Genomic DNA, 24,979 nt, shown 5'->3' with positions numbered 1-24,979 from the left:
GGGACAAACTTCCGTGCCGCTGAGTGTACGTCAGGCGCGCCCGGCTTACCGGCGGATCAGCAGCTCCCGCGCGCGGGCCTGGTCGTCTGGCGGCAGCTCCGCGAGCAGCTCCACCTCGCCGGCGATCAGCGCGCCCACCGGCACGCCATCGCGATAGAGCACGCGGTTGCCGCTCACGGCCGGCACCTTGCGCCCCGGCAGCAGGGTGCCAGCCAGGTTCAGCGGGTCGACCGCCGACACCACCACCCATTCGCCGCTTGCTTCCCGGCGACGCACTTCACGCAACAGGCCGACGGCTTCAGGCAAGGCGAACTGCTCACCGGTCAGCCCGGCAACGAAGCGCCCGCCGCGGATTTCCCCGCGCGCTTCCAGGCGGTGGTAGACCCGCAGCAGGTCGCGCCACGGCGGCAGCCAGTCGGCTTCGCGGTCGAGCAGGCGCCAGCAGACCACGCCGTAGCGGCGCAGCAGGGTCATGGCGACGTGCTCGAGCACCTCCGCCGGCAACCGCGTTCCTGGTTCCAGCGTGGCGCGGCGCAGCAGCGCCCAGCGCCCGGCATCGGCCATGCCGAACAGCGGCGTGCGCGAACGACGCTGCGGGTGCCGCCGAGCCGCCGGCATCAGCAGGGCGCGCAGGCCGGCGAAGCTGTCGGCATTCACCCGCCCGGCAGCCACCAGCTCGCCCAGCACGGTTTCCAGCTCGGTGCGCAGCAGGTGGCTGTCGCTGGCCAGTTCCTCGAAGAAGGACGCGCCGTGCTCCTTGAGCACCTCCAGCACCTTGCTGGCCTTGGCGGACAGCTCGGCACCCGCCTGCCCCGCGCTCAACGCGCTCCACTGCGCCATCTGCGTGCGGGGCAGCAGCACAATGGGAGTGCTCTTCAGCGGGCCGCCGCGCCCCTTTACAGCGGCGCGGCCCGGCAAGCGCGCCCAGACGATGCGACCGGCGCGGCACAGGTCATCCAGCCAGTTGATGCCGTAGTCGGCCACGCGGCTGGGCAGGATGTCGCTTTCCCAGGCACTGGCAGCAGCCTGGAAGCCTTCCAGCTGGCTAAGTACGCCGGCCAGGGATTCAGCACCGCGCACCCTCGATCCAGCGGACACTCGCTGCCAGTCGAACAGGAAGCGCATGAAATCCGCCCGCGCCACCGGTTCGATCTCCCGGCGCAGGCGCTTGACCGTGTAACGGTGGATACGCGCCAGCAGGTGGCGCTCGCACCATTCCTCCTCGCTCGCGCCCGGCGTGAAGCGACCGCGCAGCACGTAGCCCTCGCGCTCCAGGCTGGCCAGGGCGAAGCCAGTATCGCCGGAGGAAATGCCCAGGTCATCCGCCAGCTCGCGCAGCAGGCGCGGGCCGAAGCCGGTCAGGCGCGCCCGCACCAGTTCGACCTGCGCTTCGTCCACCGCACAGGGCTCGCAGAGCGCCGCAGGCAGATCGAGCGAAGGCTTCATCGCGACCTGCGGATGCAGCGAGAGCCATTGGCTGAGCCGTTCCGCCGCCACCCAGACGGCGCCTGCGGGCAGCTCCAGACGCGTTGCCCTCCCCGCTTTGGCCAGTGACTTGAGCAGGAATGGCCAGCCCTCGTTGGCCTGCGCCTCGCTTTCGCGGATGCCACCCAGACCGGTCAATGCCTCGTGCATCTCGTCGGCGTCGCGGGCTTCGGGCCAGGCCTCGGCGCGGACCGCGTCGATGGCATCGGCATCCAGCGCGCCGAGGTCGTCGGCGCTTTCCGGGTCGGTCCAGCGGCGGCTCTGCACGGCCTGGGTGCGGCGCTCTTCCAGCGGTGCGTCATCGAGGAAGGAATAAGGGCTGACGGACAGCACCTCCGCCGCCAGCGGCGATGGTGCTGGCAGGTCACGCGCCAGCAGGGTCACCGCTCCGCGTTCCATGCGCCGCAGCAGGTCCAGCCAGCCTTCACAGTCCATCGCCTCGTGCAGGCAGTCGTCGAGGGTCTGAGCCACCAGCGGATGATCGGGGATCTCGCGCTCGCCGACGATGCTCTCCAGGCACGCGACCTGGTCGGGGAACACCGAGGCCAGCAGGTCCTCGCTGCGCATGCGCTGCAACTGCGGCGCGACTTTCCGCCCGCCGCTGTAGCGCGGCAAGGCCAGCGCGGTGGTGGCGTTCCAGCGCCAGCGCACGCCGAACAGCGGCGCGTCAAGCAGCGCCTGGATCAGCACATGTTCGCCGCTGTTGGAGTGCAGGTAGCGCCACACCTCGTCCAGCGGGAAGCTGTGGCTGGTGGACAGCGAGAGGATGATCGCGTCTTCCGTGGCCGCAGCCTGCAGCTCGAAGTTGAAGGTGCGGCAGAAGCGCTTGCGCAAGGCCAGGCCCCAGGCGCGGTTGATACGGCTGCCGTAAGGCGAATGGATGACCAGTTGCATGCCGCCGGATTCGTCGAAGAAGCGTTCGAGGATCAGCGTCTTCTGCGTCGGCAACGCACCGAGCGCGTGGCGTGCGCGGGCCAGGTACTCCACCAGTTGCCGCGCCGCTGCATCGTTCAGGCCGAGCAGGCCCTGCAGCCAGTCGATGGCCCGTGCCAGCGGTTCAGGGTCGTTCTCGCCCTGGGCGAGCAACTCGTCCAGCTGCCCGCGCAGGCGAGCGACACTGGTGGACAGCTCGTCGGTGCGCCCTGGCGCCTCGCCGAGCCAGAAGGGGATGTTCGGTGGCTGGCCCTGGGCGTCTTCGACGCGCACGCGGCCTGGCTCCACGCGCAGGATGCGGTAGGAGATATTGCCCAGCTGGAACACATCGCCGGCCAGGCTCTCCACCGCGAAGTCCTCGTTCACCGTACCCACGCTGAGGCCCTGCGGCTCCAGCAGCACGGCGTAGTCGCCGGTATCGGGAATGGTGCCACCGGAGGTCACGGCGGTGAGCTTGGCTCCGCGCCGGCCACGCAGGCGCTGGTGCACGGCATCACGGTGCAGGTAAGCGCCGCGCTGACCGTTGCGGCTGGTGTAGCCCTCGGCGAGGGTACGCAGCATGGCGTCGAAGTGCTTGCGGCTGAGGTCGGCGTAAGGTTGTGCGGCAGTGAACAGTTCGAACAGCGCGTCCTCGCGCCATTCCTGGCAAGCGACTTCGGCGACTATCTGCTGGGCCAACACGTCCAGCGGAGCGTGGGGGATGCTCAGGGCATCCAGCTCGTTCTGCCGCACGCTGTCGAGCAACGCTACGCATTCGATCAGGTCATCCCGCGAAGTGGGGAACAGCCGCCCCTTGGGCGTGCCGCCAACGCTGTGGCCGGAGCGGCCGACCCGCTGCAGGAAGGCGGCGATGGAACGCGGCGAGCCGATCTGGCAGACCAGCTCGACGTCGCCAATATCGATGCCCAGCTCCAGCGACGCGGTGGCCACCAGCACCTTCAGTTGCCCGGCCTTGAGCCGCCGTTCGGCGCCCAGGCGAAGTTCCTTGGACAGGCTGCCGTGGTGCGCCGCCACCCAACCGGCGCCGATGCGCTCGGCGAGGTGCCGGGTGATGCGCTCGGACAGCCGCCGGGTGTTGACGAACACCAGCGTGGTGCGGTGCTCGCTGGCCAGCTCGGCGAGGCGGTCGTAGACCTTGTCCCAGACATCGTGGGACATCACCGCCTCCAGCGGCGCTGCGGGCACTTCCAGGTTCAGGTCGCGCTCGCGGCTGTAGCCGATGTCGACGATGCAGCAGGTCTGGTGGCGCCCGACCAGGAAGCCCGCCACTGCCTCGATGGGCTTCTGCGTGGCGGACAGGCCGATGCGCACCAACGGCGCTTCGCACAAAGCCTGCAAACGCTCCAGTGACAGCGCCAGATGGCTGCCACGCTTGCTCGCGGCCAGTGCGTGGATTTCATCGACTATCACGCTGCGCGCGCCGGCGAGCATGGCGCGGCCGGAATCCGAGCCGAGCAGCACGTAGAGCGATTCGGGTGTGGTGACGAGGATGTGCGGCACCTGCCGGCGCATGGCCTCGCGCTCGCTGGAAGTGGTGTCGCCGGTGCGCACCGCCGTGCGGATATCCACCTCCGGCAGGCCCATTTCCAGCAGCGCCGAGCGGATGCCGGCCAGGGGCTCCTCGAGGTTGATGCGGATGTCGTTGGACAGCGCCTTGAGCGGCGAAACGTAGACCACCGAGGTGCGATCCGGCAGCGTACCGCCGTTCGCCAGCCCCTCGCGGACCAGTGCATCGATGGCCGAGAGAAAGGCCGTGAGCGTCTTGCCCGAACCGGTGGGCGCCGCCACCAGGGTCGATTCGCCTGCCTGGATTGCCGGCCACGCCTCGACCTGCGCCTGCGTCGGTGCCGCGAAGTGCGCACGGAACCAGCCGGCCACCGCCGGGTGGAAAGCGGACAGCACATCGGCGCGCCTGGCGCGGGAGGAAGTTCGAGGAGCAGTCATGCAGACCAATATGGTGGTGCGCGAAGCCCGTCACAAGGACCACTGATCGCGCCTCGCCGCAGGTCGCGCCAGCCGTTACTCTTCACGCATCCACCCGGCGGAAGTACACCGATGAGCGAGCGTGATCGCGACTATTACTGGGAGCAGGTCAGGCAGCGGAACAAGCAGAAGCCGCCCGAAGACCCGAAACGCAACTGGCGGCTGCTGGTGAAGCCGCTGCTGTGGTTCCTCATCCCGCTGCTGCTCCTCGCCGCCGGTACTGCCCTGTGGCGCAACCCCACCAGCCATGCCTGGCTTCAGGAGCGCTGGGTGGTGCTGCAAAGCCGCCTGGGTATTTCCCCTGCCGGCCCACAGGCGACTCCAGCGGCCTCTCCCTACAGCGATAGCCCGCGCAGGCTGTCCGACTGCATCAAGCCGGGCAACGTGATCGACGACGAGGTGCGGGCCTGCGTGAAGGGGTATCGGCCGAAGACCTGGTGATTGGCTGGCGCCGGCCCTGCCGACGGATCGCGGGCATGGCCTGCTCCTGCAACGCGCGCTCCCCCGTTTACGTAGGGCGGATAACCCGGAACGCCCTACGAACTGCTCGGGAAGGAACGGGCCTTGTCCGCGAAATCCTGCACACCGGAACGTCCCCCACCCGCGACCGCGAGCAGGTCCCACGCCCTCATCAGGATTCGTCGTTCTGCCCCAGCCCATGCATCCGCAGCTTGTTGGCGATGGTGGTGTGCGACACCCCGAGCCGCTTGCCCAACTGCCGGCTGCTCGGGTGCTCGCGGTAGAGCCGCTCCAGCACCGCCCGTTCGAACCGGCCGACGATGGCGTCGAGCCCGCCTTCCAGGGAGAAATCCCCCAGTGGGTGCGGCGCGCCGTAGTCCGGCAGGCGGATGTGCTCGGGGCGGATGGTGCCGCCTTCGCACAACGAAACCGCCTGGAACAGCGCGTTCTCCAGCTGCCGCACGTTGCCGGGCCAGTGGTAGCGACCGAGGCGATCCAGTGCCTGCGGCGACAGCCTGGGCAGCGAGCAGCCGATCTGCCGGCTGGCCTGGTCGAGGAAGTGCTCCACCAGCGGCTCCAGGCCGTCCAGGCATTCGCGCAGCGGCGGGATGTGCAGCGACAGCACGTTGAGGCGGTGGTAGAGGTCCTGACGAAATTCGCCCTTGGTACACAGTTCGGACAGGTCGACCTGGGTCGCGCAGATCACCCGCACGTCCAGGTACACCTCCTCGTCGCTGCCGACGCGGCGGAAGCAGCCGTCCTGCAGGAAGCGCAGCAGTTTGGCCTGCAGGCGCGGGCTCATTTCGCCGACGCCGTCGAGGAACAGCGTGCCGCCGGCGGTCAGCTCCAGCAGGCCGAGCTTGCCTTCCGGGCGTGCGCCCTCGAAGGCACCGGGGCCGTAGCCGAACAGTTCGGTCTCGGCCATGGATTCGGGCAGGCCGGCGCAGTTCAGCGCCATGAACGGCGACTGCCCGCGCGGGCTGGCGAGGTGGCAGGCGCGGGCCAGCAGCTCCTTGCCGGTGCCGGTCTCGCCTTCGATCAGCAGTGGCGCGTCCAGCGGCGCCATGCGCCGCGCTTCGCGCACCACGGCGGCCATCACCCGCGAGCTCTGGAAGATGCTGTCGAAGCCGCGCAGCTCCAGGCGACGCACGTTGTAGATGCGCTCGCCGACGCGGTCGGCGCGGTGCAAGGTGAGCACAGCGCCAGCCAGTGCTTCGCTTTCGTCGTGCTCGGTCTGCAGCGGCGCGATGTCGGCGAGGAACACGTCGCCCTTCACCTTCACCCGCAGGCCGTTGATGCGCGCCTTGTTGGCCCGCACCAGCTCGGGCAGGTCGAGGTCCTCGACGTAGCGCGACAGCGGGATGCCCGGCACTTCGTCGACGCGCACACCCAGCAGCTGAGCAGCGGCGCGGTTGCCCGCGACGATCTGCCCGGCCATGTCGATGGACAGCACCGGGAACTCCAGCGCCGCCAGCAGCGCGTTCAGCTCCAGGTGACGGCGTTCGCTGGGCATCAGGCCGACGCGCTTGACGCCGAACACGCCGGGCACCGCTTCAAGCTTGGGCTTGAGCGACTGGAACTGCAGGTTGATGAGGTTCGGGCAGAGCAGGTAGATGGCGTTGCCCTGCTCGCCACCGACTTCGCCGCGGTTGACGTTGATGCCGTAGTCGACCAGCAGGTTGAGGATGTCGCGCAGGATGCCGACGCGGTTCTGGCAGTGCACTTTGATGCGCATGGCGGGCCCGTGGTTGTCGTTGTGGTGGGCGCTCCGGCACGGGTATTCGCAAGGCGGCCGGAAATTACCGTCAAGAATATGTGACAGATCACCGCACCTTCAAGCCATGGCCGGATGCTGGCGCCGACGATCGTAATGTTTTCTTTACGGATTGACGGACCACCGACCTGCCAGGGTAGCGCCAAGGGGGCTGTTCGCCGGCACGCATCGCGCTATTTGTGAGTCATCACAAGAACAGGCAGCTCGACGCCGGAGGCTCCATGAAGACAACGCAGTACGTGGCCCGCCAACCTGACGAAGACGGTTTCATCCACTACCCGGAAACCGAACATCAGGTCTGGAATACCCTGATCACCCGCCAGCTGAAAGTGATCGAGGGCCGCGCTTGTCAGGAATACCTGGACGGCATCGAGCAGCTCGGCCTGCCCCATGAGCGCATTCCGCAGCTGGGCGAGGTCAACCAGGTGCTCCAGGCCGCCACCGGCTGGCGCGTGGCGCGGGTGCCGGCGCTGATCCCGTTCCAGACCTTCTTCGAGCTGCTGGCCAGCCAGCAATTCCCCGTCGCCACCTTCATCCGCACCCCGGAAGAGCTGGACTACCTGCAGGAGCCGGACATCTTCCACGAGATCTTCGGCCACTGCCCGCTGCTCACCAATCCCTGGTTCGCCGAATTCACCCACACCTACGGCAAGCTCGGCCTCGCCGCCAGCAAGGAAGAGCGCGTGTACCTCGCCCGCCTCTACTGGATGACCATCGAGTTCGGCCTGCTGGATACCTCGCAGGGCTTGCGCATCTACGGCGGCGGCATTCTCTCGTCACCCAGGGAGACGGTCTACAGCCTCTCCGGCGAGCCCGAGCACCAGGCCTTCAGCCCGCTGGAATGCATGCGTACGCCGTACCGCATCGACATTCTGCAGCCCCTGTATTTCGTGCTTCCCGAACTCAAGCGGCTGTTCGAGCTGGCCCATGAGGACATCATGGCGCTGGTGCGCGAAGCCATGCGCCTGGGCCTGCACGCGCCGAAGTTTCCGCCGAAACAGGCCGCCTGATCCGCTGCAATCGAGCCCATCTGTGCCTAGGATGAGACGTGCTCGCGAGCCTAAGATGGTTCGCGAGCGCACTCCTATGCCACCCCACGACAAGGAGAACCTTTCATGACCGCACTCACCCAAGCCCATTGCGAAGCCTGCCGCGCCGACGCCCCGAAGGTGTCCGACGAAGAACTGGCGGTGCTGATCAAGCAGATTCCGGACTGGAACATCGAGGTCCGTGACGATCACATGGAACTGGAGCGGGTCTTCCTGTTCAAGAACTTCAGGCACGCCCTGGCCTTCACCAACGCCGTAGGCGCCATCGCCGAGGAAGAAGGCCACCACCCCGACCTGCTGACCCAGTGGGGCAAGGTCACCGTCACCTGGTGGAGCCACGAGCTGAAGGGCCTGCACCGCAACGACTTCATCATGGCCGCGCGCACCGACGAGCTGGCCGCGACAGCAGAGGGACGCAAATGAACCATTTCGCCAAGGTCACCCGCGTACCGGGCGACCCGATCCTGGGCCTGCTCGAAGCCTACCGGGCGGACCCCAATCCCGCGCGGCTCGACCTTGGCGTGGGCGTCTACAAGGACGCCCAGGGCCTCACCCCGATCCCCCGCGCGGTGAAGCTCGCCGAACAGCGCCTGGTGGATAGCGAAACCACCAAGAGCTACGTCGGCAGCCACGGTGATGCCCTGTTCGCCGCGCGCCTGTGCGAGCTGGTGCTGGGCGTCACCTCGCCGCTGCTGGCCGATTCGCGCGCCGACGCCACCCAGACACCCGGCGGCACCGGTGCCCTGCGTCTGGCGGCGGAGTTCATCGCGCACTGCCTGCCGGGCAAGAGCATCTGGCTGAGCGACCCGACCTGGCCGATCCACGAGACCCTGTTCGCCGCCGCTGGCGTGCCGATCAAGCACTACCCCTACGTTGGCGCAGACAACCGCCTCGACGCCGAAGCCATGTTCGCCAAGCTGGAGAAAATCCCCCAGGGCGACGTGGTGCTGCTGCACGCCTGCTGCCACAACCCCACTGGTTTCGACCTGGATCACGGGCAATGGCAGCGCGTACTGGAAATCGTCCGTCGCCGCGAACTGCTGCCGCTGCTGGACTTCGCCTACCAGGGCCTGGGCGACGGGCTGGAAGAGGACGCCTACTCCGTGCGCCTGCTCGCCCAGAGCCTGCCGGAAGTGCTGATCACCAGTTCCTGCTCGAAGAACTTCGGCCTCTACCGCGACCGCGTCGGCGCGCTGATCGTCTGCGCCGAGAACGCCGACAAGCTCACCGACATCCGCAGCCAGCTGGCGCTGTTCGCCCGCAACCTGTGGTCCACCCCGCCAGCCCATGGCGCGGAAGTGGTCGCCACCATCCTCGGCGACCCGGAACTGAAGAACCTCTGGCTGGACGAACTGGACGGCATGCGCGGGCGCATCGCCGAGCTGCGTGTCGGCCTGGTGGAAGCCTTGCGCCCCCACGGGCTGGCGGATCGCTTCGCACACATCGCCATCCAGCGCGGCATGTTCTCCTACACCGGCCTGCAGGCCGACCAGGTGCGCATCCTGCGCGAGGAGCACAGCATTTACCTGGTGAGCAGCGGCCGCGCGAACATCGCCGGGCTCGACGGCGAGCGCCTCGACCACCTGGCGGCGGCCATCGCCCGGGTCTGCCGCTGACAACGAATTCTTCCCCCTCGACCGGCCTTTGCGCCGGTCTTTTTTTGCCCAGACGCCGGAATCTGACTGTAGGAGCGCGCCATGCCCGCGATCGCGCGCATGGCGCGCTCCTACAGGGAAATCCCGTCAGTAATCGTCGCGCTTGCGGAACGCCCAGCGCCCGGCCAGGCCGGTGAAGCTGGCCACCAGCACCACCAGGATCCAGAAACCTTCCGGGTCGCCGGAAAAGGGAATGCCACCGACGTTCATGCCGAAGAAGCCGGCGATGATGTTGATCGGCAGCGCCAGCACCGTGACCACGGTGAGGGTGAACAGCGTGCGGTTGCTCTGCTCGTTGATCTTCGCGGCGATCTCTTCCTGCAGCAGCTTGATGCGTTCGCCCAGCGCGGTGAGGTCGTTGATCACCAGGGAGAACTCCTCGGTAGCCTCGCGCAGCACGCGCACGTCGTCCTCCGTCAGCCACATCGGTGGGCGGTTGAGCAGGCGCATCAGCGAGCCCGGTTCCAGCGCCAGCAGGCGCTGCAAACGCACCAGCACGCGGCGCATGGCACCCAGGTCGGCGCGGCTGGCGGAGAGGCGCGAGGACAGCAGCTGGTCCTCGATGCGGTCCACGCTGATGCTGGTCTCGCGAACGATGCGGGTGAGGATTTCACCCTGGTCGCGCAGCAGGTGGATCAGCAGCTCCAGTGGCGAGTTGAAGCTCTCGCCGTGCTTCACCGAAGAACGCAGCGTGTCCACCGAGCGCAGCGGCTGCGCACGGGCGGTGACCAGCAGGCGCCCACGGGCGCAGACCCAGAGGGTGGCAACATCCGAGGACATGCGACTGCCGAAGTCGAATACCACGTCGTTGACCACCGCCAGCAGCGCACCGTCCACATGCTCGATGCGGGTGGAGCGCGAGCCTTCGCGCAGGGTCTCGAAGAAGTAGTCGGGCAGCTCCAGGTGCGACTTCATCCAGCGCTCGCAGGCCGCGTGCGCCAGGTTCAGGTGCAGCCAGAGGAACTCGTCCGCCGCTCGCGGCTCCTGCAGACGCTGCAGGGCGGTGGGCGAATCGATCTCGAGCCCTGGCTGACCGGGGCGAAAGCTGAAACCATACAGCAGGCCGAACAGGTCGGAATCCTGATGGTTCTGGACGATGCTGTGGTTCATGGGACCCCGCTGAACCTGGGATATCTGACGTAGGGCGAATGACCGCTTGCGGTCATCCGCCATGGCGGATGAAGCGTTCCGCTTCATGCGCCCTACGAAAGCCGCGTCGCCCTTCCGGTGTTATCAGAACCGGGTGAACGGCAGATGACAGCCCCGTGTCAGCCGAACAGTGTGGCAACAGTGCGTTCACCCAGCGCCGGGCCGATGCTCATGCCCACGCCGGTGTGCATCAGCACGGCGCTGATGCCGTCGGCGGCCTGCAGCACCGAGAACGGTCCTGGCCCACGCGAGCCGTAGACGCCCTGCCAGCGTTCGACAACCTCGACGCGCATGCCCAGCGTGTCCTCGGCCAGCTCCAGCATCAGCCGGTCGACGAATTCGGCGTTGAACGGCGCGGCGTCGCTGCCGTAATGGTGGGAATCGCCGATGATCAGCTCGCCATGGGGCGTCGGGCTGACCAGCAAATGGATGCCCTGCTCTTCCAGCTCCGGCGTTTCGCGGCGGATCTGCTCGCGCACCGCTTCGGCCTCGGGCAGGTCGGAGAAGGCGCCGTAATGCACGCAGCTCAGGCCGGTGAGGATCGAATGGGAAAGACCGATGTCGACCTGCGGGCGGGCGCGCAGCATCTGCAGCCGGCATACCTGCGGCTCCAGCGGCGCGATGACCTCGGCCAGCAGCGTCTGGTAATCGTGGCCGGAGCAGACGATCACCTGCCCGGCGGTGAAGGTGCCCGCCGTGGTGCGCAGCACGCCGGTGTCGACGTCACGCACCAGGGTGGAGAAGTGGAACCCCACGCCGTGCTCGCGGCGCAGGTAGTCGATCAGGCTCGGCAGTGCCTCGCGGGAATACAGTTGCTGGTCGTCGAAGCCCAGCAACGCCGCGCGATGATGACGGAAGTGGCCCTGGTAGAGGTCGTTCAGTTCGCTGCCGCGCAGCAGGCCCACGCGGTAGTCCAGCTCCCTGGCGCGGCCGGCGCAGAAGGCTTCCAGCAGGTGCTCTTCGGCTTCGGTGCGGGCGAACAGCAGCGAGCCATTGCGCCGCAGGGAGAACCCGGCGCCTTCCGCCCATTGCGCCCAGATCGGCCGGCTGGCGCGGGCCAGTTCCGACATCACGCCCGGCGGCTGGCCGGTGACCAGCGCCTGGCCGAAGTTGCGCACCGAGGCGCCCAGGGGCGTGGCGGTGCGCTCGAAGACGCGCACGGAGAGGCCGCGGCGAGCGGCGGCGTAGGCGTGGGAAAGGCCGAGGATTCCGGCGCCGACGATGGCGACGTCGCAGTGGGGCTGGGTCATGGGGATAAGTTCCTTGCGTATAAAACAAGCAGAAAAGCGCCTCTCCCAGCACTGGCTACGCGCCTTGCTCCGAAGGGAGAGGGAACCCTCCTCTGCCGAGAAGAATTCCGAGCTCATCCTGCTGCCTCAGGGCATTCAGGCAACTGCCTTCAGCAACCCGCTGCCTGGGTCGGCAAGCAAATGACACGTCGGTCGCGCCGCCCTGTCACGCTTCGCTGGCTAACAGGACTGCGCCAACCTCGAACCAGCACACCGGACAGCCCCCTCTCCCCTCGGAGCGGGGCGCGCAGCCAGGGTTGGGGAGAGGGAGCCGCCAGTGCCGAATCTCAGTCGAACCTTACTTCTGCGCGACCTTCTCCGACTTGCCGTCATAGCGCTTGCGCCACTCGGCAAGGATCTCGTCGCGGTTCTTCGAGGCCCAGGCGAAGTCGTTCTTGATCAGGCGCTGCTCGTAGTCGGCCGGCAGTTCGGTCTGCGGCTTGGCGATGCCCGGCTGGGCCAGCACGGCGAAGTTTTCCTTGTACAGCTCCATGGCCTTGGGGCTGGCGGAGAAGTCGGCGAGTTTCTTCGCGGCGGCTTCGTGCTGGGTGCCCTTGACGATGCCGGTGGCTTCGATTTCCCAGCCCAGGCCTTCCTTCGGCAGGACGATGTCCAGCGGCGCGCCCTGGCGCTTGAGCTGCACGGCCGGGTACTCGAAGGAGATGCCGATCGGGAACTCGCCGGCGGCGGCCAGCTTGCACGGCTTGGAGCCGGAGTGGACGTACTGGCCGATGTTCTCGTGCAGCGCGTCCATATAGGCCCAGCCCTGCTTCTCGCCGAAGGTCTGCAGCCAGGCGGAGACGTCGAGGAAGCCGGTGCCCGAGGAAGCCGGGTTCGGCATGACGATCTTGCCCTTGTACTCGGGCTTGGTCAGGTCCTGCCAGCTCACCGGTTTCTCCAGGCCCAGCTTCTGCGCCTCGACGGTGTTGAAGCAGATGGTGGCGGCCCAGACGTCCATGCCGACCCACGCCGGCGGGTTGGCCGGGTCGCGGTAGTTCTTGCCGATGGCGCCCAGGTGCTTGGGCGCGTACTTCTCCAGCATGCCCTGCTGGTCGAGGATGGCCAGGCTGGAGGCGGCCAGGCCCCACACGGCGTCAGCCTGCGGGCGATCCTTCTCGGCCAGCAGCTTGGCGGTGACGATGCCGGTGGAGTCGCGCACCCACTTGATCTTGATGTCCGGGTTCTCGGCTTCGAAGGCCTGCTTGTAGGCGGTCAGCTGTTCCGGTTCCAGGGCGGTGTAGACGGTCAGCTCGGTGTCGGCGGCGTGGACCTGTGCAGCGAAACCGGCAACCACGGCGGCGGCGAGGGCAAGACGTTTGAACATGTGGAGCTCCTTGGCAGTGTTGGTCTCCCGCTCGGGGCGGGTTTGTCAGGGGTTGAGCCCGGCGCACAGGCGCCGGGCGACAGCGTCCAGCGGTGTTAAGGGTTCGCGCCCGTCCTCCAGGCCTGCGAGCGGCGCAGCAGGCCGCGCGAGGCGCCGGCCAGCAGCAGCGACACGGCCGCGGAAGTGAGCAGGATCAGGGTCGACATGGCAGCAGCGCCGCCGACGTTGCCGGAGTCGTCCATGTTCAGCACGGCGACGGCGGCGAGAATGGTGTCCGGGTTGTAGAGGAAGATCGCCGCCGAGACGGTGGTCATTGCCGAGACGAACAGGTAGCGGGTGATGTCCAGCAGCGCCGGCAGGCAGATCGGCACGGTGACGCGCAGGTAGTGGCGCCACAGCGGCATCTTCAGCGACAGCGCGGCAGCCTCGAACTCGCCGTCGAGCTGGCGCAGCGCGGCGGTGGCGGTCATCTGCGCGGTGGTCAGGTAGTGGGCAATGGTGCACACCACCAGCAGCGCCATGCTGCCGTAGAACACGTGCAGCGGGTTACCCGGCAGGTTGAAGAAGAACACGTAGCCCAGACCCAGCACGAGGCCCGGCACGGCCATCGGCACGAAGCACAGCATGCGCAGCAGTTGGCTCAGCCAGCGCTGCTCGCGGGTCTTCTCGATCAGGAAGGCGCCGGTGAAGATCAGCGCGCTGCCGATGATCGCGGTGCACGCGGCCATGGTCAGGCTGTTGCGGTAGGCCAGCCAGCCTCCACCGGCGGTGGTGTTGAAGTCGTAGTGGTTCAGCGACAGCGAGAGGTTATAGGGCCAGAACTTCACCAGCGAGGAATACACGGCCATGCCCAGCACGCCCAGCAGCACCGCGCTGATCAGCACGACGATGGCGAGGAAGGCACCGTCGCGGCGACGCGACGGCTTGGGATGGTAGACCTGTGCGCGGCCGCTCATGGCGTCGCCCTGGCGACGGCGCAGCCAGGTGTCGACGGCGAAACTGAGCAGTGCCGGCAGCAGCAGGATCATGCCGATCTGCGCGCCACGGCCGAACTGCTGCTGGCCGACCACCGCCTTGTACGCTTCCAGCGCCAGCACCTGGTAGTCGCCGCCCACCACGACCGGCACGCCGAAGTCGGTGATGGTCAGGGTGAACACCAGGCAGAAGGCGGCGAACACACCCTGGCGCGAGGCCGGCCAGGTAATGCTGCGGAAGGCCTTCCAGGGCCCGGCGCCCATGCTCGAGGCGGCGTCGAACAGGCGCGCATCGGCCAGCGACAGCGCCGACAGCAGGATCATCAGCGCATGGGGGAAGGTGTAGATGGCCTCGCCGAGGACGATGCCCCAGAAGCCGTAGATGTTGTCCGGCAGCAGGTGGCGCAGCAGGCCCTGGTTGCCGAACAGGTAAATCAGCGCGATGCCCGGCAGCATCGACGGCGCCAGCAGCGGCAGCAGGGAAATCCCGCGCCACAGGCCCTTGGCCGGGATCAGCGTGCGTTGCAGCGCGTAGGCAAACAGGTAGGCCGCCGGCACGACGATGCACGCCACGCTCAACGAAACCTTCAGACTGTTGCCCAGCAGCCAGTGGAAGTTGTCGCTGCGCAGCAGCTCGCCCATGGCTGCCAGGCCGCCGCCCTGCCCTGCTTCGCCGCTGAAGCCGCGCCAGAAGATGGCCAGCAGCGGCATCAGCACCGCGAGAGTGAGCAGGAGCAGCAGCAGGTACTTGCCGCCGCGGACGAACAGGCGATCACCCAGATCGCCGCGAATCTTGCCGGCGGACAGCGCCGGGCTGTGTTTCACCACGGCTTCCATCTCAGGCGAACACCTGCAGGCTGCGGGGCGGCAGCGACACCCAGATGTCCGGGGTGCCCAGGCGCGGCATGTCCTCGGGCGCCAGCTCGGCGAGCAGCGCGTGGCCCGGCAGCTGTTCGAGCTCGAAGCTCATGCGGCAGCGGTTGCCGAGGAAGGTGATCTCGCGGACCTGCGCGCGGAACAGGTTTTCCTGGTGCACGGCGGGGTTCACGCTGATCGCTTCCGGGCGGCAGAACAACCGGCCCGAGGCGCTCGGTGCCTGGCAGTGCAGGCGCAGATTGAGGCTGCCGACCCGCGCGTGACCGTCACTGCCGCGCTCAAAGGGCAGCCAGTTGCCCTGGCCGACGAACTCGGCGACGAAGGGCGTGCTCGGGCTGCTGTAGATATCCTGCGCCGTGCCGTACTGCTCGATGCGCCCGTGGTTCATCACCGCGATGCGGTCGGCCATCAACATGGCCTCGTCCTGGTTGTGGGTGACCATCACGGTGGTGATGCCCAGGCTCTTCTGCAGCTGGCGCAGCTCGCCGCACAGGTGTTCGCGGACGCGGGCGTCCAGCGCCGACATCGGCTCGTCGAGCAGCAGCAGCGACGGGCTCGGCGCCAGCGCGCGAGCCATGGCGACGCGCTGCTGCTGGCCACCGGAGAGCTGGCCGGGGTACTTCTTCTCACTGCCGCTGAGGCCGACCAGCTCGAGCATCTCGGCGACGCGGCGGCGGGCTTCATCCTTCGAAGCGTTGGCCAGGCCATAGGAGATGTTCTGCTCGACCGTGAGGTTGGGAAACAGCGCGTAGGACTGGAACAGGATGCCGTAGTCCCGCGCCTGCGGCGGCAGGTTCGAGACATCGCGCAGGCCCAGGTGCAAGGTGCCTTCGTCCTGCTGCTCCAGCCCGGCAATGCAGCGCAGCAGGGTGGTCTTGCCGCAGCCGGAAGGGCCGAGCAGGCACACCAGCTCACCGGCCTTGACGTCCAGCGACACGTCGTCGAGGGCGACGAACTGGCCGAAGCGTTTGCGGATGTGGCGCACGCTGAGCGGCGTGCCGGCAACGGTGGGATGCATGGCGGTACCTCGTATTCTTGTGGTCCACGCCGGGTGAGCCGCGGCGTGAAGGAACGAGGTCCATGCTAGGGAGCGATTGCGACGGCACTATTGCTAAAGGGCCAAGTGCGCCGATAGATCCATAGGCAGATTTGGGTATGGGGGCGAAAATTTTTTGGAAGTGGCGGTGTAGAGCGGGCAAACGTAGGGCGCATAACCCGCAACGGGTTATCCGCCAATACCCATGTGGCGGATAACGCTGGCGCGTTATTCGCCCTACGAACTGCCACCTTGCCCGGCGCCCTGCCGTCCCTGCCGGTGAACGCTTAGTAGGATGGTGTGGAGCGCAGCGATACCCATGCTGACGGCACACGGAAATTGATGGGTATCGCTTCGCTCCACACCATCCTACGTTCGTGCGTCGCTCTGACTTCGGTGGGGAGGGAAACTCTGATCCCGGGCATGGCCCGCTCCTACACGGGAATCGGTTCTACACCTGCGCCAACGCCAGAAACGCGCTCGGCAGGCGCGCCTGCCGCCGGTCCTTCAGGCAATACAGGTACTCGTCGATCAGGCTGGCGCCCTTGATCTCAAGCACGCACAACTGCGGGTTATCCGGCACTTCCTGGCGGGCGATGATGCTCACGCCCAGGTTGCGGATCACTGCCTCGCGGATCGATTCGCGGCTGCCGATCTCCAGCATCGAGGCGGGTGTCACCCCCGCCTGCTGCAACATCGCTTCGGTCAACTGGCGGGTGGTGGAGCCCGCCTCGCGCATCAGCAGGCAATGGCTGCGCAAGTCGCCCAGGCTCACCGACTGCAGCGCCGCCAGCGGGTGGCTGCGGTGTACCGCCAGCACCAGCGGATCGCTGCCCAGCACCACGCGGGTCAGGCGCGCGTCGTCCACCTGCTGCGAGGAGGCCGCCAGGTCCACCCGGCATTCGATCAGCGATTCGAGCACCTGCTGGGAGTTGCCGATCTCCACCGACACTTCGATCTGCGGGAAGCGCTCGCGAAAGTTCTTGATCAGCCCGAGCACGTAATAAGGAGAGGTGGCGCCGATGCGCAGCGCGCCCTGCATCTGCCCGCAGTTGCGCAGGTAGAACTCGATGTCGGCTTCCTGCTGTAACAGCGTCTCGACCATCGGCAGCAGACGCGCGCCCTCGTCGCTCAGGGTCAGGCGACGGCCGCCGCGATAGAACAGCTCCACCGCATACTGGCTCTCCAGGTTGCGGATCTGCGTGGTCACGGTCGGCTGGCTGAGGCCGAGCTTCTTCGCCGCCTGGGTGATGCTGCCCAGCTTCGCTACCCGGTAGAACGCCTTCAATTCCGCGCTCAGCATCGACCGATCCGCCTTTTCGAAAAATTCATCAACAGTTTTTCTCGGCGCTGCCGGCAAACCGGCGCCAGCCCACTGACGACGCGGCCTGCAGCCAGGCGACAAAACACCCAAAAAGGTCAATGTACCTGACCTGTATCACTGGCAACACCAGTTGTCGCTGGACAGCCCGGACTTGAGCGACTTTCATTGCCCTTGGAAAAATCCCACACGGAAAACCGAAGGCGGCCCCACAAGGGTGCGCCCAAGGAGCAATTGATGAAGTACAAAGTCACCATGGTTTTCGGAACCCGCCCGGAAGCCATCAAGATGGCCCCCCTCGCCCGCGTCCTCCGCCGTACCCCGGAAATCGAGCTGCGCATCTGCTCCACCGGCCAGCATCGCGAGATGCTACAGCAAGTGCTGGACTCCTTCGAACTCGAGGTGGATGAAGACCTCGACGTCATGACCCAGGGCCAGACGCTGAACAGCCTGTCCCTGCAGATGATGGGCAAACTGGACGACAGCTACGACCGCCATCGTCCGGACATCGTGCTGGTCCACGGGGATACCACCACCAGCTTCATCGCCGCTCTGACCGCCTTCCACCGGCAGATCCCGGTGGGCCACGTCGAGGCCGGCCTGCGCACCGGCAACATCCACCAGCCCTGGCCGGAGGAAGCCAACCGCCGCCTCACCGCGGTGATCGCCGACCTGCACTTCCCGCCGACCAAGGCCTCGCGCGACAACCTGCTGCGCGAAGGGGTGAACATCGACCAGATCGAGGTCACCGGCAACACGGTGATCGACGCCCTGCTGTGGATGCGCGAGCACCTGCACGAGACCGGCTGGAAACCCGCCATCGACTCGCCCCTGGCCAAGTTCACCGGGGACCGCCGCCTGGTGCTGATCACCGGCCACCGCCGGGAGAACTTCGGCAAGGGCTTCGAGCGCATCTGCCAGGCCCTGGCCGAGCTGGCCCAGCGCTTCCCCGAGGTGGACTTCGTCTACCCGGTGCACCTCAACCCGCAGGTGCAGAAAGCCGTCTACGGCCTGCTCTCGGACAAGCCGAACATCCACCTGATCGCCCCGCAGGACTACCAGCACTTCGTCTGGCTGATGGACCGCGCGTACATCATCCTCACCGACTCGGGCGGCATCCAGGAGGAAGCGCCGGCGCTGGGTAAACCACTGCTGGTGCTGCGCCGCGTCACCGAGCGCCCGGCCGTGCTGGAAGGCGGCACCGTGGTGCTGGTGGGGACCAACACCGGACGCATCGTCAGCGAAGCCAGCCATCTGCTGCGCGACGAGGAAGTCTACGAGCAGATGAGCCGGGTATTCAGCCCCTACGGCGACGGCCATGCCAGCGAGAAGATCGTCGCCCGGCTGCTGTCCTGGTTCGGTGAAACACGCACGACAAGCGAGTTCGAATGAGCCTCGAACTGGTCGATATCCTCACCTACGTTCTCTATGCCCTGAAGTACCTGGCGATCATCCTCGCCGCGCTGATGTTCCTGCTCGGCCTGGATGACCTGTTCATCGACCTGGTGTACTGGGGCCGGGTGCTGGTGCGCCGCTTCCGTATCTACAACCGCTTCGACCGGGCCGACGAGGAACGCCTCTTCGCCGCCCCGGAAAAGCCGCTGGCGATAATGGTGCCGGCCTGGAACGAGGTCGGCGTGGTGGGCGAGATGGCCCGCCTGGCGGCCTCCACCCTGGACTACGAGAACTACCAGATCTTCGTCGGCACCTATCCGAACGATCCGCAGACCCAGGCGGACGTCGATGCGGTGTGCCTGCACTACCCCAACGTGCACAAGGTGGTCTGCGCGCGCCCCGGCCCGACCAGCAAGGCCGACTGCCTGAACAACATCATCGACGCGATCCTGCGCTTCGAGGCCGACGCCCGCATCGAATTCTCCGGCTTCATCCTGCATGACGCCGAAGACGTCATCTCGCCGCTGGAACTGCGCCTGTTCAACTACCTGCTGCCGGCCAAGGACCTGATCCAGATCCCCGTCTACCCCTACGCCCCGGAATGGACCGGCTTCACCGCCGGCCACTACGTCGACGAGTTCGCCGAGAACCACGGCAAGGATGTGCCGGTGCGCGAGGCGCTGACCGGCCAGGTGCCCAGCGCCGGCGTCGGCACCTGCTTCAGCCGCCGCGCCATCGCCGCGCTGCTCGAAGACGGCGACGGCATCGCCTTCGATGTGCAGAGTCTCACCGAGGACTACGACATCGGCTTCCGCCTCAAGCAGAAGGGCATGAAGTGCATCTTCGCCCGCTACTCCATCACCGACCCGCAGCTGGCGCTCAAGAGCGACTGGGTGCCGGGCATGGACCGGCGCTTCTCCCAGGTCATCTGCGTGCGCGAACACTTCCCGCGCACCTGGCAGCACGCCATCCGGCAGAAGTCCCGGTGGATCACCGGGATCGTCTTCCAGGGTACGCGCAACCTGGGCTGGAGCAGCAAGGGCATGCTCAACTACTTCCTCTGGCGCGACCGCCGGGGGCTGATCGCCTACCTGCTGAGCTTCCTGGTCAACCTGCTGTTCCTGGTGCTGATCACCATGTGGCTGATCACCAGCCTGTCGCCCAACGCCTGGCGCTTCCCGTCGATCCTCGAAGGCAGCCAGTTGCTGGTGGTGCTGCTGTTCCTCAACGGCTTGATGCTGCTCAACCGGCTGTTCCAGCGCTTCTGGTTCGTCACTCGCTTCTACGGCATCTTCGAGGGGCTGCTGTCGGCGCCGCGGATGATGTGGAGCAACTTCGTCAACTTCTTCGCCAACCTGCGCGCACTCAAGCAGGTGATGGAGATGGGCGATTCGCGCCGGGTCGCCTGGGACAAGACCACCCATGAATTCCCCGCCCTCGCCGGCCCGCAGCGCACGCCGCTGGGCCAGCGCCTGGTCGCGCAGGGCCTGATCACCGAAGAACAGTTGCAATCGGCACTGACCAGCCCGGTCCGTCGCCGCCTGGGCCGCGAGCTGCTGCTGCGCGAGCTGATCACCAGCACCCAGCTGGTCACCACCCTGGCCGAGGAACTGGGTGAGGAATGGGCGCCGCTCAACCCCTTCACCCTCGACGAGAAGCTGATCGAAGCCCTGCCGCGCAAGCTGGCGCTGCGCTATGCAGTGCTGCCGGTGGCCATCGACGGCAACACCCTGGTCCTGGCCAGCGAGCAGCAGATCAGCCAGGTTTCCCTCGGCGCCATCAGCCGCCAGCTCAAGCGCCCGGTGCGTGGCGTCCTGGCGCCGCAGGGCCGGGTGACCATCGGCCTGCGCTACTGGTATGGCGGCCGTCACCAGAACGAGGAGACCCGGTCCATCCTCGATGTGCTGCAGCAGCATCAGGGCGATGAGGCACTGATGGAGAGGATCTGCAGCCACCTGGTGCTGTTCGGCACCCTGCTGCAGGTTCGTGGGATGGTCCCGCCGAGCCTGTTCAACCAGGCCCTGATCGATTTCGACCCGGAGCAGGACTCCCTCGGCGAACACCTGATCAAGCGCGGCATGATCACCCAGCAGGTGCTCGAGGAAGCCCTCAAGGAACAGGCCAGCGAACAGCACGAGGCCTATCGCATTGCCCGGGAGGCCGTGTGAAACCGCAACAACCCCTGCTTTACGGCCTGATCCTGGCGAGCTTCGCCGCCCCGCTGGCGCAGGCCGCCGATGACCAGCTCACGGAGTTCCAGCGCTTCCGCAGCTTCCCCTACCTCGACAAGGGCTACAAGGAAGCGAAGAAGAGCAACTGGGCGGAAGTCGAACGCCTGATGCGCCACCTGCTGGGCCGCGTGCCGAACAACACCGAGGCACGCTCCCTGCTGATCCAGTCCCTGGCCAAGCAGCGGCGTTTCGACGATGCCGAGAAGGAAGCCCAGGCACTGGCCGGCACCGATGCCGGCGCGCAGGCCCTGACCGAACTGCGCCTGGACCTGATCGAGAACGGCCCGCCACCCGAAGCCCAGATCAACCAGTGGCTGGCCCACACCAGCAACGCCAACGAGCGCGTACGCCTGTGGCAAGCCTACAGCCTCAAGCTCGGCCAGACCCAGGGGGCCGCCAAGGCGCTGGACTGGCTCGGCAGCCTGCCACCGGGCAACGATGGCCGCGTGCTGCGCGAGGCCCGCGCCAACTGGGCCGAACAACTGCGCGACTGGGACACCACCATCGCCCAGCTGGCTCCGCTGGCCACCGCTCACCAGCTCTCCGCCGATGACTGGCGCCGCCTGGCCAACGCCTACGCCCAGCGCCTGGAAGAAAAGCCGCTGGAGCAGTTGATCCAGCAGGCCCCCGACGCCAACGCCGCGCGCCAGGCAAGACTGGCGATCATCGACCGTGCCATCGCCGTCGATCAGACCGAGGTGGCCAAGCGCTGGTTGCTCACCCTGCCGGAGCAGGACCGCAACGACCCGACACGCCAGGCGCAACTGCTGGAGGTCGCCCGCGACAGCGCCGACACCTCGCTGGTGAGCAAGCTCAGTGACCAGCAGAACCGCCCGTGCCTGGAAACCACCGAATGGCTGTCGCGCCACGACCAGGCGCAGGCACTGGCGAAGCTGCAGCAGTGCAAGCCCGCTGACGATCCGAAGACCTGGCTGGTGCTGGCCCAGCGCCTGGACGCCACCGACCTGCTGGAAAACACCCGGCTGCCCGAACCCTGGGACACCGCCCGGCGCGACCAGTTGGTGGACACCTGGCGACGCCAGGGGCGCACCGACCTGGCGCTGGCCTGGCTGTCGCGCCAGCAGCAGACTCCCGACACCGTGCGCCAGCGCGCCGAGCTTCTGCAGGCCCGCGGCCGCACGGGCGAAGCGGCGGCACTGTGGGAACAACGCTACCGCCAGACCGGCGACCTCAAGGCGCTGGATCAGGCCAGCTACCTCGCCCTCAACGCCGGGCGCACCGAACGCGCCAAGCAACTGCTGGAGAGCGCCTACGACCGCCGCGGGGGCAACCTGCCTCCTGCGCTGCTTCAGCGCCTGGCCGGCATTCACGCGCGCAGCGACACGCCTCTGGATGTCGCGCGCATCGAAGCCCTGCTGCCCAAGGCCGATCCGGTCTCGCGCGGCTACCTGCTGGGCCGTCTCGCCGAAGCCGGGCGCTGCGACGCCCTGCAACGCTACCTGAGCCCGGACTCCAACACCCCCGGCGAGCTACGCGCCCTCGGCCGCTGTTCCATGCCCGCGCGGCCCGGCGAGGCGGTGGTCTACTACCAGGCCGCGATCGCCCACGGCGACAAGCAAAGCCAGCTGCCACTGGCCTATGCGCTGGAAGCCGCCGGCGACCCGGCCGGCGCGCTGCGCATCTTCAACGCCCTGCCCACCAGCGAACTCAACGACAACGCCCGTCTCACCGCCAGCCGCGCCGCGTTGCTCACCAACGACAATGCCGGTGCCGAACGCTACTGGCAGCAGGCGAAGAAAAGCAGCGCGGACGACTGGGCACTGGGCGCCAACATTGCCGACGCCCGCGGCGATTACCCCGAAGCCCTTTCGCGGCACCGCGAGGCCCTGCAGCACCAGCCCAACGGCCAGCACTTCTACAACGCCGCCGGCAGTGCACAGAAGGCCGGGGACACGCAGCAGAGCAAACTCTGGCTGGCCGAGGCGGTACGCCGCGAACCGGACAATCCGCGCTTCCGCGCCGACTACGGCATGCGCCTGGCCGGCACCGACACCCCGGAAGAACGCCGCACCGCGATCCCCTACCTGGAGCGTGCCACCCGCGATTACCCCGAGGACTTCCGCCTGGGCGAAACCCTCGCCTGGCGCTATGACGAAGCCGAAGACAGCTTCGCCGCCCGCCGCGAGCTGCGCCGGGTGATCGATCTGGAACAGGACCCGGTAGCCGCCGATGACGAGTACGGCAGCCTGGAAGCCCGCCGCTTCCGCCAGCGCCGCGCGCACCAGGTCATGTCCCAGCGCGACAACCTGACCATCGCCAGCACCTGGTCCCCCGCAGGCGTCACCACGGTGCCGATCCTCAATGGCGACACTCAGACCGGCGACCGCCGCCGCGCGCAATCGCAGAACCTGCAGACCTTCATCTGGGACCACGCCCTGGGCGAGGAGCCGACCCGCAACGGCAGCACCCTCTCGGTCTATGGCCGGGCGATCGCCGGCAACGAAGGACGCAAGCAGTACACCCAGACCCTCGCCGCGGGCTTCGGCCTGCGCTACAAGCCCTTCGGCGACTACAACCTCAACCTCTACAGCGAGCTGTACAAGCAGAACACCGTGAACGACGACGGCGATTCCGACTACGCCTTCGACGGCATCCGCCTGCACGAGATCGGCACCCCCGAGAAGTTCGAGCGCTATGTGCGCCAGCGCGACAAGTACGGCCAGACCTCCACCGATTTCCTGCTGCGCGCCACCGCCTCCTTCCTCGACCAGGGCGAGTACCGCAACGACTGGCGCGTCGACGAGAGTGACTGGGACGAGCGCTTCCTCTACACCGACTTCGCCTGGTGGACCCACGCCGGCGATCACCAGTGGGTCTCGCGCTACCAGCAGGGCCACACCTGGAAGCTGCCGGTGGACTCGCCGCAGACGATCATGCCGTACGGCTTTGCCGAGTTCTCCGCGCAGGACCCGAGCAACGACTGGCGCCAGGACCTGCGCAGCGGCGTCGGCCTGCGCTGGCAGTACTGGTACGGCGAGGACCGCTACAACGCCTACCGCGCCCACGTCACCGTGCGCACCGAGTACCAACTGGGCATGGCGGGCAATCTCTACGAACAGGCCAACGGCTGGCTGGTGGGACTCGAGGTGAACTTCTGATGCGACGTCTGATTTTCGCCCTGGCCCTGCTGTGCTCCGCCGCCACGGCGCACGCCGATGACCGTTTGTTCTACCAGCCGCTGAATGTCGATGCTGCACTGAGCGACGCGCAGTGGCAGCAGGTCTGGCGCGCCAGTGCGGCCCAGGGTGCGAAGACCCTGATCGTGCAGTGGACAGCCTATGGCGACTCCGACTTCGGCGGTGCCAACGGCTGGCTCGCACGCTCCTTGAAAAGCGCCCACGACAACGGCCTGCAACTGGTCCTCGGGCTGTACATGGACCCGGCCTACTACCAGCGCCAGAGCGAGCTGGACACGCCCGGCCTGGAGGCCTACTGGCAGCATCAGCTGGGCCGCTCCCTGGCGCAGCAACGGCAGGTGAGCGAGCAGTGGAAACTGCCCGTCGCCGCCTGGTACCTGCCGATGGAACTGGACGACTGGCACTTCCAGGCCGCCGAGCGCCGCCAGGCGCTGCAGCATCAGCTCAAGGACTTCGCCGGCCAGTTGAAGGCGCCGCTGCAGCTGAGCGCCTTCTCCGGCGGCAAGCTGGCACCGCAAGTGTATGGCGACTGGCTGGGGCAGATTGCCGGGCTCGGCGTGCAGGTCTGGTGGCAGGACGGCGCCGGCACCGGTGCGCTACCCGAGCGCGTGCGCCAGGCTTACGCCGCCGCCCTGCCCTGCCCGGTCGGCATCGTCCGCGAAGCCTTCCGCCAGACCAGTGCCGCCGGCCAGCCTTTCCACGCCGAACCTGCCGCGCCTTCCAGCGCGTCCACCGGCTGTCACGCCAGCGCCGTGTTCGAGGTGCGCTACCGACCCTGGGGCAAGGCGCTGCTGGACAACCAGCGCGCGCATCCCAGCACCTCCGCAACGCCCTGAAACATCCCCCACCCGATGCCCGCCGCACGCTAGCGCGGTGGGCATCGGGTTC

General features: G+C 67.4%; 16 protein-coding genes. 8 read left to right on the top strand and 8 right to left on the bottom strand.

The features are described from left to right. Window positions 1-45 precede the first annotated feature (45 nt). Window positions 46-4,362 carry a DEAD/DEAH box helicase gene (locus IB255_RS09945; RefSeq protein WP_192210157.1) on the bottom strand — a complete coding sequence of 1,439 codons (4,317 nt, stop codon included), beginning with the start codon at window positions 4,360-4,362 and terminating at the stop codon, window positions 46-48. Between the two features lie 111 nt (window positions 4,363-4,473). Here IB255_RS09945 and IB255_RS09940 point away from each other — a divergent pair, with 111 nt between their 5' ends. Then, window positions 4,474-4,842, top strand: a complete 369-nt coding sequence (locus IB255_RS09940) for a hypothetical protein (protein WP_192210155.1) — start codon at window positions 4,474-4,476, stop codon at window positions 4,840-4,842. 190 nt (window positions 4,843-5,032) lie between these two features. On the opposite strand, the gene IB255_RS09935 is transcribed toward IB255_RS09940, so the two are convergent. Continuing rightward, on the bottom strand, window positions 5,033-6,595 hold the full coding sequence (locus IB255_RS09935) for a sigma-54-dependent transcriptional regulator (RefSeq protein ID WP_081518010.1): 1,563 nt from the start codon (window positions 6,593-6,595) through the stop codon (window positions 5,033-5,035). 260 nt (window positions 6,596-6,855) lie between these two features. Between IB255_RS09935 and phhA the strand changes: the two genes are divergently transcribed. The 3 genes from phhA to IB255_RS09920 all read left to right on the top strand — a co-directional run bounded on the left by phhA (window position 6,856) and on the right by IB255_RS09920 (window position 9,299). Further along, on the top strand, window positions 6,856-7,644 hold the full coding sequence (gene phhA, locus IB255_RS09930; RefSeq protein WP_081518009.1) for a phenylalanine 4-monooxygenase: 789 nt from the start codon (window positions 6,856-6,858) through the stop codon (window positions 7,642-7,644). A 105-nt stretch (window positions 7,645-7,749) separates the two neighbouring features. After that, window positions 7,750-8,106 carry a 4a-hydroxytetrahydrobiopterin dehydratase gene (locus IB255_RS09925; protein WP_081518008.1) on the top strand — a complete coding sequence of 119 codons (357 nt, stop codon included), beginning with the start codon at window positions 7,750-7,752 and terminating at the stop codon, window positions 8,104-8,106. Then, window positions 8,103-9,299, top strand: coding sequence for an amino acid aminotransferase (locus IB255_RS09920; protein WP_192210153.1), 1,197 nt, complete (start codon window positions 8,103-8,105; stop codon window positions 9,297-9,299). Before IB255_RS09925 ends, IB255_RS09920 begins: the two co-directional genes overlap by 4 nt. Window positions 9,300-9,425: 126 nt before the next feature. Here IB255_RS09920 and IB255_RS09915 read toward each other — a convergent pair whose 3' ends face one another. The 6 genes from IB255_RS09915 to IB255_RS09890 form a co-directional block, all read right to left on the bottom strand. Further along, window positions 9,426-10,448, bottom strand: a complete 1,023-nt coding sequence (locus IB255_RS09915; protein WP_081518006.1) for a transporter — start codon at window positions 10,446-10,448, stop codon at window positions 9,426-9,428. 158 nt (window positions 10,449-10,606) lie between these two features. After that, complete coding sequence (locus IB255_RS09910; protein ID WP_192210151.1) at window positions 10,607-11,737, bottom strand: TIGR03364 family FAD-dependent oxidoreductase; 1,131 nt, start codon at window positions 11,735-11,737, stop codon at window positions 10,607-10,609. Between the two features lie 337 nt (window positions 11,738-12,074). Further along, complete coding sequence (locus IB255_RS09905; RefSeq protein ID WP_081518004.1) at window positions 12,075-13,100, bottom strand: putative 2-aminoethylphosphonate ABC transporter substrate-binding protein; 1,026 nt, start codon at window positions 13,098-13,100, stop codon at window positions 12,075-12,077. A 95-nt stretch (window positions 13,101-13,195) separates the two neighbouring features. Beyond that, window positions 13,196-14,911, bottom strand: a complete 1,716-nt coding sequence (locus tag IB255_RS09900; protein WP_081518003.1) for a putative 2-aminoethylphosphonate ABC transporter permease subunit — start codon at window positions 14,909-14,911, stop codon at window positions 13,196-13,198. 1 nt (window position 14,912) lies between these two features. Further along, complete coding sequence (locus tag IB255_RS09895) at window positions 14,913-15,968, bottom strand: putative 2-aminoethylphosphonate ABC transporter ATP-binding protein (RefSeq protein WP_081518002.1); 1,056 nt, start codon at window positions 15,966-15,968, stop codon at window positions 14,913-14,915. A gap of 469 nt (window positions 15,969-16,437) precedes the next feature. Beyond that, a complete protein-coding gene (locus tag IB255_RS09890) occupies window positions 16,438-17,289 on the bottom strand; it encodes a LysR family transcriptional regulator (protein WP_081518001.1) in 852 nt (283 codons plus the stop codon). 255 nt (window positions 17,290-17,544) lie between these two features. On the opposite strand from IB255_RS09890, the gene wecB reads away from it, so the two are divergent. From wecB to IB255_RS09870, 4 genes are read left to right on the top strand one after another with little or no spacing between them, the layout of a single operon-like run. Continuing rightward, window positions 17,545-18,699: a non-hydrolyzing UDP-N-acetylglucosamine 2-epimerase gene (wecB, locus tag IB255_RS09885; RefSeq protein WP_081518000.1), complete on the top strand. Its 1,155-nt coding sequence runs from the start codon at window positions 17,545-17,547 to the stop codon at window positions 18,697-18,699. Next, the gene (gene nrfB / locus IB255_RS09880; protein ID WP_081517999.1) at window positions 18,696-20,870 is read left to right on the top strand and encodes a cyclic di-3',5'-guanylate-activated glycosyltransferase NrfB; all 2,175 of its coding nucleotides are present in this window, start codon (window positions 18,696-18,698) and stop codon (window positions 20,868-20,870) included. Before wecB ends, nrfB begins: the two co-directional genes overlap by 4 nt. Beyond that, entirely contained in the window at window positions 20,867-24,052 is a 3,186-nt protein-coding gene (locus tag IB255_RS09875) for an NfrA family protein (protein ID WP_081517998.1), read from the top strand. Before nrfB ends, IB255_RS09875 begins: the two co-directional genes overlap by 4 nt. Next, window positions 24,052-24,927 carry a DUF4434 family protein gene (locus IB255_RS09870; protein ID WP_081517997.1) on the top strand — a complete coding sequence of 292 codons (876 nt, stop codon included), beginning with the start codon at window positions 24,052-24,054 and terminating at the stop codon, window positions 24,925-24,927. Before IB255_RS09875 ends, IB255_RS09870 begins: the two co-directional genes overlap by 1 nt. Window positions 24,928-24,979 lie beyond the last annotated feature (52 nt).

The organism is Pseudomonas sp. PDM22, from assembly GCF_014851965.1.
Lineage (GTDB): Bacteria > Pseudomonadota > Gammaproteobacteria > Pseudomonadales > Pseudomonadaceae > Pseudomonas.
The sequence above is the reverse complement of the archived record's forward strand: the minus strand, read 5'-3'. Positions and strand labels throughout refer to the sequence as shown.

Excerpts from the sequence above, each read along its gene's own strand:
- IB255_RS09945 (WP_192210157.1), bottom strand. The coding sequence starts at position 4,362 with ATGACTGCTCCTCGAACTTCCTCCCGCGCCAGGCGCGCCGATGTGCTG.
- IB255_RS09940 (WP_192210155.1), top strand. The coding sequence starts at position 4,474 with ATGAGCGAGCGTGATCGCGACTATTACTGGGAGCAGGTCAGGCAGCGG.
- IB255_RS09935 (WP_081518010.1), bottom strand. The coding sequence starts at position 6,595 with ATGCGCATCAAAGTGCACTGCCAGAACCGCGTCGGCATCCTGCGCGAC.
- phhA (WP_081518009.1), top strand. The coding sequence starts at position 6,856 with ATGAAGACAACGCAGTACGTGGCCCGCCAACCTGACGAAGACGGTTTC.
- IB255_RS09925 (WP_081518008.1), top strand. The coding sequence starts at position 7,750 with ATGACCGCACTCACCCAAGCCCATTGCGAAGCCTGCCGCGCCGACGCC.
- IB255_RS09920 (WP_192210153.1), top strand. The coding sequence starts at position 8,103 with ATGAACCATTTCGCCAAGGTCACCCGCGTACCGGGCGACCCGATCCTG.
- IB255_RS09915 (WP_081518006.1), bottom strand. The coding sequence starts at position 10,448 with ATGAACCACAGCATCGTCCAGAACCATCAGGATTCCGACCTGTTCGGC.
- IB255_RS09910 (WP_192210151.1), bottom strand. The coding sequence starts at position 11,737 with ATGACCCAGCCCCACTGCGACGTCGCCATCGTCGGCGCCGGAATCCTC.
- IB255_RS09905 (WP_081518004.1), bottom strand. The coding sequence starts at position 13,100 with ATGTTCAAACGTCTTGCCCTCGCCGCCGCCGTGGTTGCCGGTTTCGCT.
- IB255_RS09900 (WP_081518003.1), bottom strand. The coding sequence starts at position 14,911 with ATGGAAGCCGTGGTGAAACACAGCCCGGCGCTGTCCGCCGGCAAGATT.
- IB255_RS09895 (WP_081518002.1), bottom strand. The coding sequence starts at position 15,968 with ATGCATCCCACCGTTGCCGGCACGCCGCTCAGCGTGCGCCACATCCGC.
- IB255_RS09890 (WP_081518001.1), bottom strand. The coding sequence starts at position 17,289 with ATGCTGAGCGCGGAATTGAAGGCGTTCTACCGGGTAGCGAAGCTGGGC.
- wecB (WP_081518000.1), top strand. The coding sequence starts at position 17,545 with ATGAAGTACAAAGTCACCATGGTTTTCGGAACCCGCCCGGAAGCCATC.
- nrfB (WP_081517999.1), top strand. The coding sequence starts at position 18,696 with ATGAGCCTCGAACTGGTCGATATCCTCACCTACGTTCTCTATGCCCTG.
- IB255_RS09870 (WP_081517997.1), top strand. The coding sequence starts at position 24,052 with ATGCGACGTCTGATTTTCGCCCTGGCCCTGCTGTGCTCCGCCGCCACG.